We start from the raw sequence: 15979 nt of genomic DNA, 5'->3' as shown, positions 1-15979 counted from the left end.
CATGGAATCTCCTTGTTCGCGGCGGCGTGTCATACGATGCCTCGTGCTTTCAGTGCAGCGATCTGATCCGCCGGCATGCCGAGGCGTCCGCTCAGCACTTCATCCGTGTGTTCCCCCAGCGTCGGGGCGGCGTGCCGGTAGCGGATCGGCGTATCGGAAAACCGGATCGGATTGGCCAGGCTCGGAATGTCTCCGCCGACGGAATGCGGCAGCGACAGTTTCATTTGGCGGTGCCGCACCTGCGGGTCTTCGAATACCTGCTGCATGTTGTTGATCGGCCCGCATGGAACATTGGCTGCTTCCATCCTTTGAACCCATTCCTTCATGGTGCAGGTCAGCATGGTCTCGGCGATCTGCGGAATCAGGGCGTCGCGGTTGACATTGCGCAGCCCGACTGTCAGGAAGCGCGGATCGCCGGCGAGATCGCGGCGTCCGATCACTTCGCAGAACGAGGCATATTGCGAATCGTTGCCGACGGCGACGATGACTTCGCCTTCCTTGCAGCGGAAGACCTGGTACGGGACCATGTTGGGATGCATGTTGCCCATCCGCTGCGGGATCTTGCCGGACATGAAGTGATTCATGGCCTGATAGCCATTGATCGCCACAATGCAGTCGAGCAGGGCCATGTCGATGTACTGCCCTTCTCCGCTCACGTGGCGATGCTCGAGGGCGGCGAGTATCGCCGTCGTCGCGTACATGCCGGTCAGCAGATCGGAGATGGCGACACCGCTCTTGATCGGTCCGCCGCCGGGTTCGCCGTCCGCATTCCCGGTAATGCTCATCAGGCCGCCCATTCCCTGAAACACGAAATCGTAGCCGGGCAGCGATGCATAAGGCCCATCCTGTCCGAATCCGGTGATGGAGCAGTAGACCAGCCGCGGGTTCAAGGAACGCAAATCTTCATAGGCAAGGCCATAGCGCGCGAGCGTTCCGACCTTGTAATTCTCGACGAGCACATCCGCATCGCGCGCCAGCTCGCGAACGATCTGCTGGCCTTCTTCCGAAGCCAGATCGATGGTGATCGATTTCTTTCCCCGGTTCGTGCTCAGGTAATAGGCGGCGTCGGTGGTGTCGCGGCCTTCCGCATCCTTAAGGAATGGCGGTCCCCACCCCCTGGTGTCGTCGCCGGCCCCCGGCCGCTCGACCTTGATCACATCCGCGCCCATGTCGGCAAGGTTCTGTGTTGCCCATGGACCGGCAAGAACGCGTGTCAGGTCGAGAACTTTCAAATGCCCCAAAGCCGTCTTCATTCATCTTTCCCGTGTAGTTGCAGTGCCGCTTGCTGTTTCGGCATGGGTCAAAGCATAGTTCGCAGCCGAATCAGACGTCCAATATTAATTTTTGCGTTTTCGATACTCATCGAGTATCAGCCCTTACCTTATATTGCGGTGCAATATAAGGTAAGCGCGGAATAACGATGTTTTCTCCATACGAAATTCGTATCGCATCATTGGTTTTCGATATTGGACATCACTTGCGGGAATGAATAGGCTTGATGCTTATTCACGCAAGGCGACACGACTGGAGGAGCACATGGCGGACTTTCTGCTTTATGAACAAGAGGGACATATCGTCACATTGACCATGAATGAACCGGAGCGGCGCAATCCCCTGACGGGAAACAGCGCGGTTCCCGAATTCATTGCGGCAATACAGCGCATCGAAAATGACCGCAGCGTGCGCGCCGTCATCCTGACCGGCGCTGGCAATGCCTTTTCCTCGGGCGGCAATATCAAGGACATGGAGCGTCAGGCAGGCGGCGATGTAACGGGCATGCAGATCCGGCAGGAATACCGCCAAGGCATCCAGAAGCTCCCGCTAGCCCTGTTCAATCTGGAAGTGCCGGTCATCGCCGCGGTTAACGGCGCAGCCATCGGCGCCGGCCTGGATCTGACTTGCATGTGCGACATACGGATTGCCTCGAGGCACGCGAAGTTCGCCGAGAGCTTCGTCAAGCTGGGTATCATCCCGGGCGACGGCGGCGCATGGCTGCTGCCCCGGATCATCGGTCTCTCGCGTGCAGCGGAAATGACCTTCACGGGCCAGATGCTCGACGCCGAGCAGGCGCTTGCCTGGAATCTGGTCTCGCGAGTGGTCGCGCCGGAAGAGCTGATGCCGACCGCGCGCGCATTGGCGGAACAGATCGCCGCCAATCCCCCGCATGCGGTACGCCTGGCCAAGCGCCTCCTGCGCGAGGGCATGCATTCGCGTCTGGATACGCTGCTCGAGATGTCGGCTGCCTACCAGGCGCTTTCGCATCAGACCGCCGACCACAGCGAAGCCGTATCGGCCTTTCTTGAAAAACGCGATCCGGCATTCAAGGGCTGATTGCAACATGCCCGGGGCAGCGATGCGGGGCAAAGCAGGTATACTGCGGGCCTACGAAAATGTTCCCACCATGGATCTGCGCCGCATCCGTCACTTTGTCGTCCTTGCCGAGACGCTGAACTTTCGCCGTGCGGCGGAACGTCTGCATATGGCGCAGCCGCCGCTGTCGGTATCGATCCAGAAGCTCGAAGCGGAACTGGGCACGAAGCTCTTCGTCCGCTTGCCCAATGGCGTGAGCCTGACCCCGAGCGGAGAAGCCGCACTGGCCGAAGCGAAGCGTCTGCTGTTCCATGGCGGCCAGTTCGCACAAATCGCCCAAAGCGCCTCCGACGGAACCGGCGGTACGCTGCAGGTAGGGTTTGTCGGCTCGACGACCTTCGGCATGCTGCAGAAACTCGTTCCCCTGTTCCGCGCCGAATATCCCGGCGTTGAATTGATCCTGCGCGAGGCAACGTCAGCACGAATCGTTCAGATGGTCGAGGAGGATTCACTGGACGTGGGGCTCGTACGCACTCCTTTGCTCAGGAGCTCAACGGCGGCGCTGGTGCCGCTGGAGCGCGACCAGTTCATCGCTGCCCTGCCTCGCGGCAACCGTCTTGTAACGAAGGGACTGCTGTCGCTCGCCGACCTGGCCGATGAATCGTTCATCATGTATGCCCGCAATGAAGCCGCAGGCTTGCACAGTGCGGCGATGCTCGCATGCCAGCATGCCGGTTTCCTCCCGCGCATCACGCAGGAAGCGGTACAGGTGCAGACCGTTCTCGCACTTGTGGAAAGCGGATTGGGGGTTGCGCTCGTACCCTCGGTGATGCAGCGGTTTGTCAATGACAAGATCGTCTACCGCGAGCTGACGGATTTCCCGGCCTCGGCGGAGATCGGCTTTGCCCTGGTTTATTCGCCTCTGCGCGAGAGCGCCGCCGCACGGAACTTCCGCACCCTTGCGAGCAGCGTGTTTCCAATGCCTGTGTAAACCTGCCGGCACAGTCGTCTCGCACTTGATTCATTCTTTTCACGTTCCGCAGGAGCGCCCCCTCCGTCACGACGAATCCTGGCTTCAAGACTGCTTGGTTCGTTTTTTCCTGATGCACTGCTCTGCAAATCGCAGTTTTCAATCCAGCTGGAATCCCTATACTTTTGCCTATCGTGAATTTACAAGCAGTACGGCCTGCAGGCTGAACTGGAGATCAACGAATGGCCCGCTTATCAATTTGCTTTGCGTCATGACAGGCTAATGGTGAATGGCCGGTACTCAGGACATCCTGTTCTCGAATCCAGCGCCGGATTCACAGTTTGAGCCGGCACAGTTTGCGCTTCAACTACCTTAAAGGACACTTATGAATGACTTTGCAGTCATCATCAGCATCATCGCCTTATGTTTTTTCTGGTGTGCATTCAGGGAGCGCTCAGAAGGAAATCGAACCGACAGCCTTGCCTTGGCGGGGCTGGGAACCCTTAGCGGCGTCAGCGGCCTCGGTCTGTTCATTGCCACTGCCTGACATGGTTTGGAGACGCACTGCGCTGTACGGGGCCGGTGCTGCGGCGCACCGCGTAACCCACACTGGCGTGCAGTCAAACCGGATGCAATCCGATCGCCCGGTTTTCAGGCGTGCTTCCGGACGTCTCGCCATGACACGCTGACGGCACATCGCCATACATGACTTCGAGCATGGATCTCAAACACTGAGCGAATAGCACTCGCAACATGTTTGGCATTCTGGCAAACCAGAACCGGCGCGTTCAGGTGCCGCGCTCGCCCTCTCTCACCATCACTAATCCAAAGTCAGCGGCTGTCATGCACTGCCGCCGATCTGTCGTATTCCTCCATACACTCGGCGGCGATCCAACCGGGCATTGTCAGCGCCAATCCGCCATTCTGGCGGCGGCGAGACTCGCCATCCTGAAAGCCGATGAGCCGCATCTGAAAATTCACCGACGAATCAAAGGCTTACAGCATCTCCGCAGCGCCTTTCAGGCGCTGGCACACCCCCTGCTATATCTCCTTCAAGCGCGATGCAGCGCCCATCACCCAACCAAGCCATCACCCTTCTAGGAGAATCACCATGAAAGCACTGACCATCAAAGACCTGTCCGTTTCCAAAGACCTCGGCGCCAAAGACATGAGCTCTGTGCGCGGCGGCCACGGTTTCCACCGGATGCCTGCCCTGTTCGCCAGCCCGCTGTTCAGCGTGGCCAAGAGCGAGATCAATTTCGATGCTGCCCAGTCGCTCGGACAAAGCCAGAACACCCAGGTCAACAACGGCAACAACGTCGCGTTCGCATCGGGCATCACGTCGAATGTCAACCCGACACAGACCGGCAAGAACACGATCAACTTCATGTCGTAAGCGTTGCCGGCTGCGATGATCAACGCCATTTACCCAATCACGTTTTTTGCCAGTCTATATGTAAGGTTCCTCATCATGAAAGCACTCATCGTCAAAGACCTGTCCGCCTCCAAAGACCTCGACGCCAAGGACATGGCAAGCGTATCCGGCGGCACCGGCATGTTCAGAATGCCTGCCTTGTTTGGCGGCCCGGTGGCCAGCTTCTCCAAGCGCGAGATCAACTTCGGCGCCGAGCAGGCACTGGGCCAGGAGCAGAACACGCTGGTCAACAACGGCAACAACGTCGCCTTTGCCTCGGGCATCAAGTCCGATGTCAATCCGACTCAGACCGGAAAAAACACGATCAATTTCATGTCTTGAGCCCGGTGTGGCGGAGGTCATTCCTCCGCCATTCCACTTGCGCCGAGAGTTAGCGCGGCTGCCTTGATGAGAATTGCCGAGCTCAGGAATCCTGCCGCAATGAAGGAGAATGGAAATGTGTACTTCAAAGATGAAAGACCTGGTCATACAGTTATTCATTGCTGCTGCCCTGCTATTCAGTTCCTATTGCGCGCTGGCGCAAAATTCCCTGAGCATCGTCACCAACAATTCCAGTCTCACCTACCACAGGACAGACAACGGGCTTCCCCTCGTGCTTCAATGGAATGTCGATGGACAGGACATATGGGTCTTCCCGGCCAGCAGGGATCTCACCTTCAAGTTCAGAAATACCCACTTCCATACCGGAGCCCATGTCCTGCCCTATCAGATGCATATACAAGGCATCCTCGCCGCTCCCACCCTTCCCGTGGATTCAACAAAAGGACAGGTATATGCAGGTGTCATCTATTCGGTCATCGGGTCCGGCACCGGCAGCGGCCAGTCGGTGATTTCGGAAAAGATAGACGTCTTCAACGGGACTTCCAGCGCCGTCACTCTCGATCTCATCGGCATGGGGTTCAAGGCTACCGAGGATGAGTATGCAGGCCCTGCGCTCACCGATCTGGCAGCATCAGGAAAACTCTCGGGCTCGACGGTGACCTTCGTCGACAATGGTTATGTTGCGGTACCACCTTTCGGCCCATTGACGCTGTACCAGTTTGCCTCCTTCAAGGGATTCAATCCCGAATCTTCGGTCCAGCGCGTTACCGTCGCTCCCGGCGAGCACGTCACCATGATCACCGAATTGAAGTACGGTTACTGAAGCCTTTGCTGATCGGAGGTTCGTCATGAGCATCAACCATATCCGGCAATCGATGGAAGGCGTCATCAAGTTCTACCGTGAGCATCCTGAGAAAGCGGTATCCACTGACAAGGCTGCAGTCGCCGTGATGCAGGAAGGATTGCTCTGCAGGGCGGAGGGCGCAAATGGTGCGGTACTGGTGAGCGACATGCCGGCCGGAGTAGGCGGCGGCGGGACGGCGCCGACGCCGGGATGGTTCATGCGTGCCGCTCTTGCCAACTGCGATGCGACCCTGATTGCCATGCGTGCGGCACAGCTCGGAATCATTCTGGAAGCCTTGGAGGTTACCGTGGACAGCGAGTCGGATGACCGCGGGCTGCTTGGCGTCGTGGACGACGTTCCTGCTGGTCCGCTTGCCATGCGCATCCGTGTTCGGATCAGCGCCCGTGGCGTCGCGCCGGAACGGCTCCATGAAATTGTTCAGTGGGCGGAAGCCCACTCGCCCGTTGGCGACGCCTTGCGCAGAGCGATACCTTGCAATACCGAGATTGAATTGGGCTAAGGCCGGTACGCTCATGCCCCACGACGCGGGCACATTTCAGCTTTCCGTCGTTACGGCAACGCGCTTGCGTGCGACTGCTTTCTGTATGTCCTCCAGCCGCTGCCCGCGGGTGTCAATGCCGCTTTTTAACAGCAGGACTGCCGATATCAGCATGGGGACGGCAATCAGCAATGCCGCCAGGCTCAAGTTGCCGAAGACGCCCAGTACGCCGAAGGCCGCACCCAGGATACCGCCCAGCTTGGAACTGGCGGCAATGATGCCGGAGCCTGTCGCACGCAGATGCACGGGATAGATCTCGGCGGCGTAAGGGATCAGCATTGCAATCACGCCGCTGGCACTGACCAGCAGCAGAGCCGTGGCGGCCACCATGGCGGGCACGGACTGCATGTGGAAGTGCCCCAGGATAAAGAACAGCAGCAGCGACGAGGCGGTCAGGGCGATGAACAGCACCAGCGCCTTGATACTGCTCCAGCGATGGTACAGCCATATCACGACGAGAGTGCCCGGCAAGGCGACAAAGGCCGACTTGGCCAGCAGGGCATTGGCCGCTCCCGCATCCATGCCCATGCCGCGCAAGTTGGTCGGCAACCACAACAGGAAGCCGAAGTTTGCCATTCCCCATGCGATACCGGAGACCACCAGGCCGATCGTCAATGGTGCATAGCCGCCGCGCATCATTTGCCTGACGCTTGCATCACTGCTTGTCTCTGCCGCTCCCGCTGACGAGGCCGATGCAGCGACGGCGGCCTGCTGGTCGACGATGCCGGCAAATTTTGCCAGCACGAACCTCGCTTCATTCCCGAGTCCGACGTTGGCAAGAAAGCGCGGCGACTCCGGAAGCATGCGGCTCAGGAAGATGATGATGGCTCCGGTCGGCAGGCCCAGCAGCCACAATGCACGCCAGCTGAATAACGGCTCCAGCACGCTGGCGGCGCCTGCCGCAACCAGATAGCCGGCCGAGGTACCCACGCCGCCCAGCGCAACCAGCAGCCAGCCGCGGTGCGCCGCGGGCACCATCTCAGCCATCAGCGTGAAGGTGATAGGCAAGAGTCCGCCGGCCGACGCGCCCATCAGGAAACACATCACCAGGTTCCATTCGAACTCCGGCATGGCACCGCAGATTGCGGTACCGATGAACATCAGAGCCGAAAGCAGGATCGCCGCGCGACGCCCGAATATATCCGCCATGCGTCCCCAGATGACGGAGCCGACCGTCGTTCCTGTCAGGGCGACCAATGCCAGCAGACCAGCCGTCTCCTTGTTGATCTGGTATTCCTTTGTGATCCCCGGCATGACGAAGCCAAGGGATGCCGGCTTCATGACGTCGATGGTCAGCGCGATCACCAGGACCAGCACCAGCTTCCAATGCTCGCGGTTCAGCGGAATACCGTCTGCGACGTGGAATTGAAGACCGGCCCCGCTCGCGCCACGCTGGCGGATCTGCTCTATGCGAGGCATCAGTCCGTAAGTCGCCAGAAGCAGACCCGCAGGAATCAGCGCCATTCCGATCAGCATCGACGTATCCATCGGCATGCCTACCATCTCGTAGCCCATGTGGGATGCGCAGGCAAACATCGGCATATGCGCAAGCACTCCCGCAATGATGGCAGTGCAACCCAACCAGAAGGCGATTGGATGATGAAATGTCAGGCCGGTAGATTTCATGGAAGGTTAAGTTCGAGATGGAATCCGAGGCGATGGAAATTTGCACTTCCATACTGACGCCATCCAGGATTCGCACTAAAGAAGTAATGCATTAAGGTTTTTCAAATTCTCAGAGCCTGTTTGATAACTGTCGTGAGCGGCTTGCGCCCGGTACGAGATACGCACGCCTACGAAAGGTACGTAGAGCACCGCAGTGCCGGGATCACGCCGCGCAGCAAGTTTTCAAGCAGGCTCTCAGCACAGTTTCGATCACGCCGGAGTATAAAGCACCCTAAACGCGTTTGATACCTTCGTTTCGCAGACATGCAGCGCGACACCGCACGACGGAATCGATGAGTCTCATGACGCTGCGCGCACGCACCAATTCGAACATCGGTGAATGATGATAATGTCAGCAAGCTTGCAGGATAGCTTGCTAAAGCGATATCACTATTGGAGGCATGTTCCCGGGAGCGCTTTTCCGGCCAGGAATTCTTCCCATATTTGTAGCCAGGGCAGCCATTCGTGCCCACCTTCCGTCATCACGACTCGACTTGCCGGCAATATGTCGGCAAATAAGCGATTGCTGACTGCAAATCTGTCGCTTACGCCAACGCCAAGATATACGCGAGGGGCGGCGTCAGGCTGTGTGGCGATTCTGGCGCCGTAATCCTTGATCCACGCCCATAAGCTGCGCTCGTAGTCTTCAGGCTGAATTTGGCCTGCCCGCCAAGCACGCACGCCATTGGCGTTTGCAATCTCACGGTGTATTTCTTCACTTCCCAGGAATGGAGCAATCAACATCATGTCGTCGACCATGCCGGGTTTATCCCGGTTGTACAAAAGCGCACCCAAGCCTCCCAGGGAAATCCCCGCAAGCCAAGTCTGTGCATATCGTTCCTGTTTTGCGGGCATGACGATATCTTCATGCAGCCTGTCGACGACCGTCCGCGCCAGGTAATAACCGAAATTCAAGTCGGGAATCACGATATCGGCATTGATGCCTTGTCTCTTTACGGCATCAACAAATCCGTGCTTTTCCAGGTCTTTGGGGGAATCAAGGCGGCCGGGCAATATCACAATCAAAATCTTTGACGTCTCGTTGCACGATCCGGCGAACTTGGAAACATCAAGCTTCGATTTCGGCAGAGGGAGGATGCTGCAGGATACCAACGCCGTCACTGCCAAGATGCTTGCTGCAAGGGCTATGCGTTTTCCTGTTCTCATTATTGACGTTTCCAATTCAGACACGGCTCGATCAAAAGCGAAAGTCTTAAGTTTTCCGTCATGGCGTCTCGCTGCATCAGTGAACGCCAACGGTCCAAGCATGTAAAACAGAAGCTGAAGCAATCACGCTTCAGTACAGGGCCGAATACGAACTTTAAATCTCAACAGAACCCCATTACCAGCGGTAGCGCCGGAATCTTTGCGAAAGCCGCAAACGGCACTCGCGAAAGTTGATATATTATAAATGGCAAGTTGATTAAAAACGGCAGCGGAACTCGCTGAGGCCGCTGGCAGCAAGGCCATTCGAAATCAAAAAATAGTGACCGCTTGAGGATGCTTGACGAAGCTGGCATGGCAGGACAGGTTATCACCGGTTCGTCGCCGAGAAGCAATTCCAGGACATGAAGCACGCCGCGGCTGTCAACAGGACCAGAGCCGCGAGTTCTGTTGTCTCCCATCCTGCGAATCACAATCGGCTTTCATCTTCTCGTTGATGTAATTGAAGGCAGGTAGTGGCCTTTTGAGGAAAATTAATGAAAAATTCATGCAATGCGTTTTTCGGAACCGGGCAGGTCGATGCCGGAACACCGGCATCGGTGCAGGTTCCCGGCTTCAGCCTTGGAGCATCCTTCGTGCTGCTCGCCGGACTGGCCTTCAGTGCGGCATGCGTAGCCCAGCCATTGCCATTGTGGGAGGCCGGTATCGGCGTCGCCGGAATCACCTTGCCCGATTATCGCGGATCCGATCAAAGGACCGATTACATACTTCCCGCCCCCTATTTCGTGTATCGCGGCGAGTTCCTGAAAGCCGACCGGAATGGCTTGCGCGCCGAACTGTTCGACAACGACAAGGTCGAGGTCAATTTCAGTGCGAACGCGACCCTGCCGGTGCGCAGCAAGGACAACGAAGCCCGCCGCGGCATGCCGGATCTGAAACCGACGGTCGAAGTCGGGGGCAATATCGGCATCGGTTTATGGAATTCGTCGAACGGGAAAATGAAACTGGATTTCCGTGCTCCGCTGCGAACCGCGATCACGATTGAATCCTCGCCAAAAAGCATAGGCTGGCTGTTTTCCCCGAACCTTAATCTCGATATCCGGGATCCGGCGGGATTCTCGGGATGGAATCTCGGGATGCTGGCGGGACCGCTGTTTCAGAGCCAAAAATACAATGCCTACTTCTATTCCGTGAACGATACGCAGGTGCTTCCCGACCGCAGGCGTTACGATGCCTCGGGCGGTTACTCCGGCGCCCAGTTCACGATGGCGCTGTCCAAGCGCTTTCCCCGTTACTGGGTCGGCAGCTTCCTGCGCTACGATTCGCTGGCGGGCGCCACCTTCGAGGACAGCCCTCTCGTACGCAAACGCAGTGCACTCTCGGCCGGCATTGCGATCAGCTGGGTGTTCGGCGAGTCGTCACGGATGGTTGACCGGCCTGACTGAACAAACCGGCCGAACTGGCCAAATGGTCCGAGGGCACTTGCAACACCTGTCGTGAACTTCTCTACTGGAGTCTTTCAGGATGTCTACAAAGCGAATAAATGATGCTAAAGTGTTGCAATTCATAAATACTACGCTCTATTCTGATGATTGTTCACGCAGACCCCTCGAGCCCCACACAGCAATGTGACGTTCTTGTCATCGGCGGCGGCCCGGCGGGTTCCACTGCCGCCGCTTTGCTCGCCGAGAAAGGTCATCGTGTCACGCTGATCGAAAAAGCGAGGCATCCGCGCTTTCATATCGGTGAATCCCTGCTGCCGGCAAACCTGCCCCTCCTTGAAAAACTCGGCGTGGCCGATGAAGTTCGCGCCATCGGCATGGAGAAATGGGCTGCCGAATTCGTCTCGCCCTGGCATGATCACAAGCAGGTCTTCAACTTCGGCGATGCCATCGACAAATCCATGCCCTATGCCTATCAGGTGGAGCGGGCAGGCTTCGATCACATCCTGATCCGCAATGCGCAGCGCAAGGGTGCGCATGTCATCGAAGGCTGCAAGGTCAATGACGTCGAATTCCTGCCCGATGATCAGGGTTGCATCGTGCATACGCGCGCAGACGACGGCAAGCTCCAGACATGGCACGCTCGCTTCCTGCTCGATGCGTCCGGCCGGGATACCTTTCTCGGCAACCGGTTCAAGGCAAAGGAACGCAACGAGAAGCACAACAGTACCGCGCTCTACGCCCATTTCGAGAACGTTCAGCGCAATGACGGCAAGGCCGAGGGAAACATCACGATCTACTGGTTCGAGCATGGCTGGTTCTGGTTCATCCCGCTGATGAACGGCCGGACCAGCATCGGCGCTGTAACCTGGCCTTACTATCTGAAAACGCGGAAAAAGCCCCTCGAAGACTTCCTGCTCGATACCATCGCGCTATGCCCGAAACTGGCGGAACGCCTGAAAGGTGCGCGTATCATCGCCAACGTGGAGGCAACCGGCAACTACTCCTACATCTGCAACCACACGCACGGATCGAATTACCTGCTGCTCGGCGATGCCTACACGTTCATCGATCCGGTGTTCTCTTCAGGCGTTATGCTGGCGATGAACAGCGCGTTCATTGGTTCCGAGACCGTCGATACCTGCCTGCGCCGGCCGGAGCAGGCAGCCGCGGCGCTCAAGCATTTTGACCGCACCATGCGGATCGGGCCGAAGCGGTTTTCGTGGTTCATCTACCGCGTCACCAACCCGACGATGCGCAACCTGTTCATGGGCCCGCGCAATCTGTTCCGGATGCAGGAAGCCTTGCTTTCGGTACTGGCCGGCGACGTATTCGGCAAGACGCCGATCGGCATGCCGCTGCTGGCATTCAAGAGCCTGTATTACGGCATTTCGCTATTGAATCTCAAACGCACGCTGACGGCCTGGCGCAATCGCAAGAACAATATCCGCCCTGTGGAAGCTGCCGAAGGGAGCGCCAATTGATTGCCGTCGCATCCGACTTCAGGTCCGCCTATCTGTCGCTGGAGGCATTCGGCAAGCAGTCGGCGCAATGGCGCGGCAGCATGCTTGGCACGGTCTGCTTTACCCCGCTCACGCACGATGCCCTGCCCGACGCGCTCGACGCACCGTTCGCGCCCGTGTCCATGCCAGCTCTTGATATCGACGGGACCGCTGAAACATCCTGCGAAGCATGGTTCACGGCAGGCCCCGTCGTCTATGGACGCAGGGACAGCTTGTACTTCGGTCATGACGCCGATTTGCTGTTCGGTTCCATCCAGCTCGATGAAGCCACGTTTGCGAGCCCTGAAGCTGCGGCAGATGGCAAGACGCCGCTGCAGCGGGCTGCGGAGAGCGCCTACACCGCCATTTTCGCGCTGATGGACGAACTGCGGTTTCCGCACGTATTGCGCTTCTGGAACTACATCTCGGATATCAACGCCGAATGCCACGGCCTGGAGCGTTACAGGCAGTTCAACATGGGACGCCAGGATGGTTTCATCCGGCGCGGACGCCAGACCGCAGGCAGCGTGGTACCTGCGGCTTCAGCGGTTGGCTGCGATGCAGGTCCGCTGACGGTCTACTTCCTTGCCGGTCGCGGCGCCAAACCGATTGCCATCGAAAATCCTCGCCAGGTCAGTGCTTATCACTATCCTGCGCAATATGGCCCGCGCGCCCCGACATTTTCGCGCGCCAGCGTGGCACGCATCGGCGACGCAGATATGCTGCTGATTTCCGGCACGGCCAGCATTGTCGGCCACCAGTCCGTTCATGTCGGAGACGTCCCCGGTCAGGTGCGCGAGACGGTGGAAAACCTGAAGGCTATCGTACACCAGGCCAATCTGGCCGCTCCGCAGGCGCAGTTCGTACTGGAAGACCTATGCTTCAAGGCATATGTGCGCAATGCAAGCGACGTGACTGTCATTGACCGCGAACTGCGTCAGCGGCTTGGCGCCTCGGCACGGATCCTGTACCTGCGCGCCGATATCTGCCGGCAGGACCTGCTGGTGGAAATCGAGGCCACGGGCGGCCATCCGCTGGATCTCCTGTAATCCGACGGCGTCCATACGCAAAGATAAATGGCGTCACATTTTGATACCGACTTAAAACTTCAACAGCGCCAAACGCAAGCAGATCATTTATGATGGTTTCGGTGTTTGCGTGGAACCGTCAGGCACAAACGGGCGGCAAGCGTCTTTGCTGCCTGGCCCTTGTCGCTTGCAGTTGTTCGGACTGAAAGCGCAATGAGATGCGGCCGGACGGACTGTTCGTTGAAGGGAACTTCAAGCCCCAAGTTGCCGGTAGACCTTTGCTGTGCATGTCGGCCCGATGACGGAGCTGCGAGACGGCGATGATGAAAACCATGAGAATCACGTGAAAAAACCATGAAATTCCTTCTGCGTGCCTTCATGGCAATTTACGATCGCATCGTATTCTATATGGGCGTATCGGGCTTCGGACTGGTCTGCCTGGTTTGGACGGCGTTCGCGGTCGTGCTGTATCCGGTGATACCCAGGGAGCCCGGACGCCGGATGGGCCGCTTTGTCATCATGGCAGTGTTTCGCGGTCTTCTCGGATTTCTGCAGCTTTCCGGCCGCTACAAATTCGACCTTGAGTCGCTGGACGCGCTGCGGCAGCAGGATGGCATCATCATTGCGCCCAACCATCCATCGCTCTGGGATGCCGTACTGGTGGTCTCCCGGCTGCCGAACGTGGCGTGCATCATGAAAACCGCCATCATCAACAACATTTTTCTCGGCGCCGGTGCGCGCCTAGCCCGTTATATTCGTAACGAATCATTGCGTAAAATGATCTCACGTGCGGTGGCGGAGCTCAAGCAAGGCAACAGCATCCTTCTCTTCCCCGAGGGCACCCGAACCGTGACCTATCCGCTCAACCCGCTCAAGGGCAGTATCGGAGTCATTGCCGGCCGCGCCAAGGCACCTGTACAAACAGTCTTCATCGAAACCGACTCGCCATTCCTGACCAAGGGCTGGCCGGTGTACAAGATGCCCCAATTGCCTATCGCCTATCGGATCCGCCTCGGGCGCCGGTTCGAGGCGCCGGCCGATACAGGGGCTTTCGTTGAAGAACTGGAACAATATTTTGCCGACGAGATCGTTGCAGGCAGAGGGCATGCGCTTCCCCCCGCAGTTCGCCCCGTCGATCCCGCCAACCATCCCGTTGACGTGTTACCTACTCCCCGACAGAATTAATGAACGCCTCTTCCACCCATCTTGTCCTGATCCCCAGCTACAATCCCGGCCCGAAAGTGTACGAAACCGTGCGGGCTGCACGGCGCCACTGGAATCCCGTATGGGTCGTCGTCGACGGCAGTACCGACGGCACCGCCGAGGGCTTGCAGCAGATGGCCGAGGACGACCAGGGTTTGCGAGTCGTCATACTGCCGCACAATGTCGGCAAGGGAGCCGCCGTGCTGCACGGCCTCGACGAGGCGGCCAGGCAGGGATTCACTCATGCGTTGACCATGGACTCCGATGGCCAGCATCCGGCCGACCTGATCCCCGTATTCATGGCGCAGTCCCAGTCCCATCCTGGCGCGATGGTGCTTGGCAAGCCGGTGTTCGACGCGAGTGCTCCTGCACTGCGCGTCAAGGGTAGGGAAGTTTCAAACTGGTGGGCGAACCTGGAAACCCTGTGGGCCGGCATAGGAGATTCGCTGTTTGGATTCCGCGTATACCCGATTGAACCCTTGCGGTCGGTGATGCGGGGCCAGCGCTGGATGCGCCGCTTCGACTTCGATCCGGAAGCGGTGGTACGACTGTGCTGGCGCGGTGTCAGGCCACTTAACGTTCCGGCGCCGGTACGCTATTTCACTCCTGACGAAGGCGGTGTTTCGCATTTCCGATATCTTCGCGACAATACGTTGCTGACATGGATGCATACGCGCCTGTTTATCGGCTTTGCGCTGCGTTTGCCCCTTCTCGCGCTTCGCAGGCTGCGTCCAGGGACGCGCCAGGAAAGCGTCGGGAAGCTGTCTGGCGACGGCCCCTTCTCGCCAAATACCTAGAACCAAGGCGATCAGATCAGGCCGCCGTTGATGGAGATTACCTGACCTGTGATGTACGCCGCGCGCGGCGACGCGAGAAAGCCCACCAGGTCAGCCACTTCCTCGGGTGTGCCCGCCCTTTTCATCGGTACCATGCGTTCGATCGCGCTCTTGTCGAAGCTGCCCTGAATCATTTCGCTGTCGATGATGCCGGGCGCAACGGCATTGACGGTGATTCCGCGGCTGGCCACTTCCAGCGCCAGCGATTTCGTGGCCGCGTTCAGCGCACCCTTTGCCGCCGAGTAGTTGACCTGTCCGCGGTTCCCGGTCAGCGAGGCAACGGATGACATATTGACGATGCGTCCCCACCGGCTGCGGATCATCGGCATCATCAGCGTATGCGTCACATGGAAAAAGCCGTTGAGCGAGACGTCGATGACCTGGTGCCACTGCTTTTCCTGCATGCCGGGAAAAACCGCATCGTCATGAATTCCCGCATTATTGACGAGAACCTGGATCGGCTGACTGTCAACCAGCGGTTGAAGCGCGGACTCCACCGCCTGCGCATTGGTCACATCGAACACCAGCACGCCGGCACTGCCGCCGGCCGAGCGGATGCTCTCGGCCACCGCTTCCGCGCCTTCGGGCCGGCTATTGGCATGGACGAAGACATGGTAGCCTTCCGTCGCGAGGGTGCGGCAGATAGCGGCGCCGAGCACCCCGCTGCCGCCAGTAACGAGCGCATGTTTCATCTTCAGTT

At 58.4% G+C, this 15979-nt stretch carries 17 protein-coding genes; 13 read left to right on the top strand and 4 right to left on the bottom strand.

What is annotated here, in order from left to right:
- Nucleotides 1–29: 29 nt before the first annotated feature.
- Nucleotides 30–1253, bottom strand: coding sequence for a CaiB/BaiF CoA transferase family protein (locus IGW03_RS24485; protein ID WP_194725149.1), 1224 nt, complete (start codon nucleotides 1251–1253; stop codon nucleotides 30–32).
- A 283-nt stretch (nucleotides 1254–1536) separates the two neighbouring features.
- Here IGW03_RS24485 and IGW03_RS24480 point away from each other — a divergent pair, with 283 nt between their 5' ends.
- The 8 genes from IGW03_RS24480 (at nucleotide 1537) to IGW03_RS24445 (ending at nucleotide 6400) form a co-directional block, all read left to right on the top strand.
- Complete coding sequence (locus tag IGW03_RS24480) at nucleotides 1537–2331, top strand: crotonase/enoyl-CoA hydratase family protein (RefSeq protein WP_194725148.1); 795 nt, start codon at nucleotides 1537–1539, stop codon at nucleotides 2329–2331.
- A gap of 70 nt (nucleotides 2332–2401) precedes the next feature.
- The gene (locus tag IGW03_RS24475; protein ID WP_194725147.1) at nucleotides 2402–3301 is read left to right on the top strand and encodes a LysR family transcriptional regulator; all 900 of its coding nucleotides are present in this window, start codon (nucleotides 2402–2404) and stop codon (nucleotides 3299–3301) included.
- Between the two features lie 364 nt (nucleotides 3302–3665).
- On the top strand, nucleotides 3666–3827 hold the full coding sequence (locus IGW03_RS24470) for a hypothetical protein (protein ID WP_194725146.1): 162 nt from the start codon (nucleotides 3666–3668) through the stop codon (nucleotides 3825–3827).
- A 206-nt stretch (nucleotides 3828–4033) separates the two neighbouring features.
- Nucleotides 4034–4381 carry a hypothetical protein gene (locus tag IGW03_RS24465; protein WP_194725145.1) on the top strand — a complete coding sequence of 116 codons (348 nt, stop codon included), beginning with the start codon at nucleotides 4034–4036 and terminating at the stop codon, nucleotides 4379–4381.
- A gap of 10 nt (nucleotides 4382–4391) precedes the next feature.
- Nucleotides 4392–4676 carry a hypothetical protein gene (locus IGW03_RS24460; protein ID WP_194725144.1) on the top strand — a complete coding sequence of 95 codons (285 nt, stop codon included), beginning with the start codon at nucleotides 4392–4394 and terminating at the stop codon, nucleotides 4674–4676.
- Between the two features lie 75 nt (nucleotides 4677–4751).
- Nucleotides 4752–5036, top strand: a complete 285-nt coding sequence (locus IGW03_RS24455; RefSeq protein WP_194725143.1) for a hypothetical protein — start codon at nucleotides 4752–4754, stop codon at nucleotides 5034–5036.
- Between the two features lie 115 nt (nucleotides 5037–5151).
- A complete protein-coding gene (locus IGW03_RS24450) occupies nucleotides 5152–5859 on the top strand; it encodes a hypothetical protein (RefSeq protein WP_194725142.1) in 708 nt (235 codons plus the stop codon).
- Between the two features lie 25 nt (nucleotides 5860–5884).
- Nucleotides 5885–6400: an OsmC family protein gene (locus IGW03_RS24445; RefSeq protein WP_194725141.1), complete on the top strand. Its 516-nt coding sequence runs from the start codon at nucleotides 5885–5887 to the stop codon at nucleotides 6398–6400.
- Between the two features lie 36 nt (nucleotides 6401–6436).
- Here IGW03_RS24445 and IGW03_RS24440 read toward each other — a convergent pair whose 3' ends face one another.
- Both IGW03_RS24440 and IGW03_RS24435 read right to left on the bottom strand, forming a co-directional pair.
- Nucleotides 6437–7975, bottom strand: a complete 1539-nt coding sequence (locus IGW03_RS24440) for an MFS transporter (RefSeq protein WP_228536039.1) — start codon at nucleotides 7973–7975, stop codon at nucleotides 6437–6439.
- 519 nt (nucleotides 7976–8494) lie between these two features.
- The gene (locus IGW03_RS24435; RefSeq protein WP_194725139.1) at nucleotides 8495–9271 is read right to left on the bottom strand and encodes an alpha/beta hydrolase-fold protein; all 777 of its coding nucleotides are present in this window, start codon (nucleotides 9269–9271) and stop codon (nucleotides 8495–8497) included.
- Nucleotides 9272–9804: 533 nt separating this feature from the next.
- Here IGW03_RS24435 and IGW03_RS24430 point away from each other — a divergent pair.
- The 5 genes from IGW03_RS24430 (at nucleotide 9805) to IGW03_RS24410 (ending at nucleotide 15240) form a co-directional block, all read left to right on the top strand.
- A complete protein-coding gene (locus IGW03_RS24430; protein ID WP_194725138.1) occupies nucleotides 9805–10713 on the top strand; it encodes a MipA/OmpV family protein in 909 nt (302 codons plus the stop codon).
- Between the two features lie 143 nt (nucleotides 10714–10856).
- Entirely contained in the window at nucleotides 10857–12194 is a 1338-nt protein-coding gene (locus tag IGW03_RS24425; RefSeq protein WP_194725137.1) for an NAD(P)/FAD-dependent oxidoreductase, read from the top strand.
- Complete coding sequence (locus IGW03_RS24420; RefSeq protein WP_228536037.1) at nucleotides 12191–13261, top strand: chorismate transformation FkbO/Hyg5 family protein; 1071 nt, start codon at nucleotides 12191–12193, stop codon at nucleotides 13259–13261. The genes IGW03_RS24425 and IGW03_RS24420 overlap by 4 nt, the downstream gene beginning before the upstream one ends.
- 333 nt (nucleotides 13262–13594) lie before the next feature.
- A complete protein-coding gene (locus IGW03_RS24415) occupies nucleotides 13595–14425 on the top strand; it encodes a lysophospholipid acyltransferase family protein (RefSeq protein ID WP_228536035.1) in 831 nt (276 codons plus the stop codon).
- Nucleotides 14425–15240, top strand: a complete 816-nt coding sequence (locus IGW03_RS24410) for a glycosyltransferase family 2 protein (protein WP_194725136.1) — start codon at nucleotides 14425–14427, stop codon at nucleotides 15238–15240. Before IGW03_RS24415 ends, IGW03_RS24410 begins: the two co-directional genes overlap by 1 nt.
- Before the next feature lie 11 nt (nucleotides 15241–15251).
- Here IGW03_RS24410 and fabG read toward each other — a convergent pair whose 3' ends face one another.
- Nucleotides 15252–15971, bottom strand: coding sequence for a 3-oxoacyl-ACP reductase FabG (gene fabG, locus IGW03_RS24405; RefSeq protein ID WP_194725135.1), 720 nt, complete (start codon nucleotides 15969–15971; stop codon nucleotides 15252–15254).
- Nucleotides 15972–15979 lie beyond the last annotated feature (8 nt).

It is taken from the genome of Noviherbaspirillum malthae (assembly GCF_015352985.1).
GTDB lineage: Bacteria > Pseudomonadota > Gammaproteobacteria > Burkholderiales > Burkholderiaceae_D > Noviherbaspirillum > Noviherbaspirillum malthae.
The sequence above is the reverse complement of the archived record's forward strand: the minus strand, read 5'-3'. Positions and strand labels throughout refer to the sequence as shown.